General features: G+C 37.3%; 2 protein-coding genes and 2 pseudogenes. All 4 read right to left on the reverse strand.

What is annotated here, in order from left to right; all coding sequences use genetic code 11:
- Positions 1 to 20: 20 nt before the first annotated feature.
- Positions 21 to 761 (reverse strand): response regulator transcription factor, encoded by a 741-nt coding sequence (locus AC52RT_RS13985; RefSeq protein WP_475600022.1) that lies wholly within the window; start codon positions 759 to 761, stop codon positions 21 to 23.
- Between the two features lie 110 nt (positions 762 to 871).
- Positions 872 to 1,006: pseudogene (locus AC52RT_RS13990) on the reverse strand (two-component sensor histidine kinase); the annotation flags it as partial.
- 137 nt (positions 1,007 to 1,143) lie between these two features.
- A complete protein-coding gene (locus tag AC52RT_RS13995) occupies positions 1,144 to 2,568 on the reverse strand; it encodes a sensor histidine kinase (RefSeq protein WP_495541312.1) in 1,425 nt (474 codons plus the stop codon).
- 1,005 nt (positions 2,569 to 3,573) lie between these two features.
- A pseudogene (locus AC52RT_RS14000) lies at positions 3,574 to 3,840 on the reverse strand (hypothetical protein); the annotation flags it as partial.

Here is a 3,840-nt window from a genome sequence, read left to right on the forward strand (position 1 = left end):
CCTATAATATTTCCTTAACGTCACTGTGAATACTTACTAGTTGTTTCTGTGGTCTGCAGGTAATAACCCATGCCCCTGGCTGTCCGCACAAACTGTTCACCAATTACCGTTCGTAATCGCCTAATATTAACTTCCACAGTATTCGTTTGTATGCCATCAGAGGATGAATAACCCCAGACTTGCTGGAGTATTTCTTCTTTTGTGACAGCGCGATTTTGGTTTCTTGCTAAGTATACCAAGATGGCAAATGGCTTGTCTGGAATGAGTGCCTTCTCTCCTTTTACGTATGCCAATCGATTGATCAAGTCAATTCGAATATCTCCAGCGATAATCTCGGTTTCATCATCCTTATCTTTCACGGAAACTAAACGCTCTTGTTCCCGAAAGAATGCTCTCAAAGTTGCCAACAGTATAGATAAATCATATGGTTTAGTAATATAATGAGCTGCTCCTGTTTCTAATCCTGCAACAACGTCGAATGTGTCACTGCGACCCGATATAAAGAAGTAGGGAGTAGGATTTACTTGATTAATGAGCCGAGCCACTTCCATTCCACTTGTGATTTGATTAAGAGCAGACACATTAAAGTTCTTCAACATGATGTCAAGCAGCAAGAGATCATACTTCTGTGCTATGCCCGCTTCCACGGCTTCTTCTCCTGTTTGAAAATAATCGACATTGTAACCTTCTCTTTTCAGAATCTCAAAGAGGGGCTTCCCTATGTCTTTTTCATCGTCTAAAAATAAGATTGAATACTTCATACTTAATTTTCACTCTTTCCAATTTTTCTTCCTTTATTTCCGAAAAACAACAATAAAGCTTGTTTCTCCTGATTGTTTACTTTTTACAAGAATGTCTCCATTGTACTCTTTTAATATCTTTTAATGATATGGAGTCCGATTCCAGCACCTGATATATTTCGCACATGACGGGCTCGATAGTACCGCTCAAATATCCGCTCTCTTTCATTCTCTGGTATGTAGACACCCCAAGCTGTGACTTTTACAGCTACTTTATTGTTGTAGCCTTATATTGCAAAGTTTTATAATAGCAAAAAACCGTCCAAAAACGAACGGGTTTTTCAACAAATATCTTTTCCTTTTTCTCTTTAAGCGATTAATTTATTCATCATACTTCTTTCAGTCACATGACGCTCGATGAATATCCGTTAGCTTCATCTGTTTCTTTTGCTTTAGGAAATACAATAATGAAGCTGGTTTCCCCTAATGATTGGCTTTCCACCAATATTTCACCGTTATATATATTCATTATTTTTTTTAAAATATGAAGTCCAAGTCCTAGTCCTGAGGTATTTCGTGTATTACGAGCCCGGTAATACCGCTCGAATATGCGCTCTTTTTCGTCTTCCGGTATGCCAATACCCCAGTTAGTGACTTTTATAGCGACTTTTTGATCGAAGCGAGGCTCCTCTAAAATTCCTATAACTACCTGATTGGAATCAACTGAATACTTTGCTGCGTTTTCTAAAAGTATACTCATAACAATTAAAAAGTGTTCTCGATGAACTCTTATGTATTTTTTTTCAGTCATTCCATCTGTTTGGATAAAATCCATATGTGGAAGTCGAGAATAAGCTTGTTGGACCGCAAAATTTATAAGCTCTCTTACAGCATAGGTAGAAGATGGTCCCAGTGTTTTTGTATCTTCTACCTTTGTCAAATCTGTAAATACCCTTAGAATAGCATCGACTTTCAATGTAGCTTTATCGATTCTTTCTAACAGTTTATTCAACTGCTCTTTATCTTCTGTTCCATAGTAGCGGATCAAGTCTACAGATTGCTTAATCTCTGTTAGGTAAGAGGCCGTTTCATGAGAAACGTCTTGAAATATATTTTTGTTAGCGACATACGTTTCTTGTGCACGGATATGTAAGTTGATCAATATGTCGCTGACTTTCTCGAGTAACTTACCATGTTTTCGACCCACGTTAGTATATTTTTTAGAACCTGACACCGCTAATACTTTTTGCTGCTCCTCAATAACCCGCTCAAACTCCCTTAGCTTCATTAATTGTGTAATGTAGGCAATACCGATAACCGCAATATAAAGAAAAACAAAGGTTACTCCTCCATAAATCAGCGTATTATGAACCGGTTTAGCATAAAGTTCTGTTAGGTCTCGCTCAATAATAATTTTATCTTGATGACCTTCATGGTCTACATGGTAGGCTAATTTGTAAATCCAATGGTGTCCACCAGTCCTTTCCATTGCTATGCTAGTTGGTACAAGCAAGCCGCTTTCATATTTACCTTTTTCTTGTCTTGCTAAAGCGTTAGCCCCAAATTGTATAAACTTCGATTTGATATAAGATTGCGTGTCAATTACCCCGTCATATAAAACCTCATCATCATTAACAAACACCTTGAGTTTGTCATTTTTAAATGTGCGGTACCTAGATAACACTCCACCTATTCTAACACCCTCTTCTTCTCTCATATGTACACTGTCTTGTAGTAGTATGTCTTTTGTTTCTGATACAATTTTATCCGTACCTAGTATTTCTCTACTGGTTTCACGGTCAATGTCGTTATACAGGACGATAAACATGAATGGCAAATAAAAGAACAGAGCTATAAATAGTGATAGTAAAAGCATTCGAATAAAGGAAGAATATCGGTACTTGAAGTTTTTTCCCAAGATAAAAGCCCTTCCTTTCTAAGATTTTGCTTTTATTATCTATTCTCGAGCTCGATAATATACAAGAGTTCACCATCTCTACTTAACCCTCCTACATTGAACTGCTTTTTGAAGGCTCTCCTCACAAACTTCCATTATTTCGTTATCCAGGGTATCGATTCTAAATTAATCACCCAACAGATGGATCATCCCTTCAACTGGATACTCTTGCAACTATCAGAAAAGTAAAGATATAAAGTGCTTCGTTTTCAAATTCATGTAGTGAAACAAAAAACATCATTTCTCACATATCTTCAAAATTAAAAGAGGAGGTCGAATGCGCCTCCTCTTTCTTGTTAAGCTAGTTTTGCCCTTTTAGGAGCAAGAATCCCGCTCCGATCTCGTATCTAAGAAGAATCTTAAATTTCCCAGTTCTAAATCGCCAGTTGATTTTCTTAGGTCAAAAAGAACCCGATCAGTTGTTCGATATACAGCCAATCTACTACCTTTGAAGGCAGATAAACAAGGACACTGCAAACTACCTGCTCTGATCCTGTTTCTTAAAGATGGAGAGTAAATTCTCGAACAAATACAAAGAAAAAACAGGACCATATTTCGACTAGTAGAAATCATCATTATGAAGCATAAGAAATTCCTCATATTCTTCCGGCAAATAATCATGCCCTGAAGAATCCTCGCTATTTTTTGGTTCATGGAATGTAAAACCCATTCCAGTAATAACTCCATTAGATGTTTGGACAAATTATATACCAGTTGCCCTTAACTCTACTTTCAACCCTCTCAAGATTTTTTCACCATTTGATACACAAGCATCACTATCATCCCGAAGATTAGCTTCTTTCAGCTTTTTATTCCGCCATGCAAAAAGGCAGAAGTAATCATTCCTGCCCCAATATGATCATTTAGAGTCGATAATTATTCTTCTGCCAGCGCAACCTCCAACAAATCTCTGGATGTGATGATGCCGTTAGGCTTTTCAGTTGATTTCCCGGTAGCCGTGATGATAACAGCTTCAATCTTTTCATCATCTTCATCATAAATATCCTCAATCTCAAACACGGTCGTATTTTGTGAGACAAATACTACATGGCTTTTTTCCTCCATATGGAGTTCCTTCACCTTTACCTGATTAAGGTTCATTTTCGGATTATCAAATTGATTGGTCAGCCAAGCGATCATCTG

The sequence above is a fragment of the Peribacillus sp. genome, from assembly GCF_059453735.1.

Excerpts from the sequence above, each read along its gene's own strand:
- AC52RT_RS13985 (WP_475600022.1), bottom strand. The coding sequence starts at position 761 with ATGAAGTATTCAATCTTATTTTTAGACGATGAAAAAGACATAGGGAAG.
- AC52RT_RS13995 (WP_495541312.1), bottom strand. The coding sequence starts at position 2,568 with ATGTTTATCGTCCTGTATAACGACATTGACCGTGAAACCAGTAGAGAA.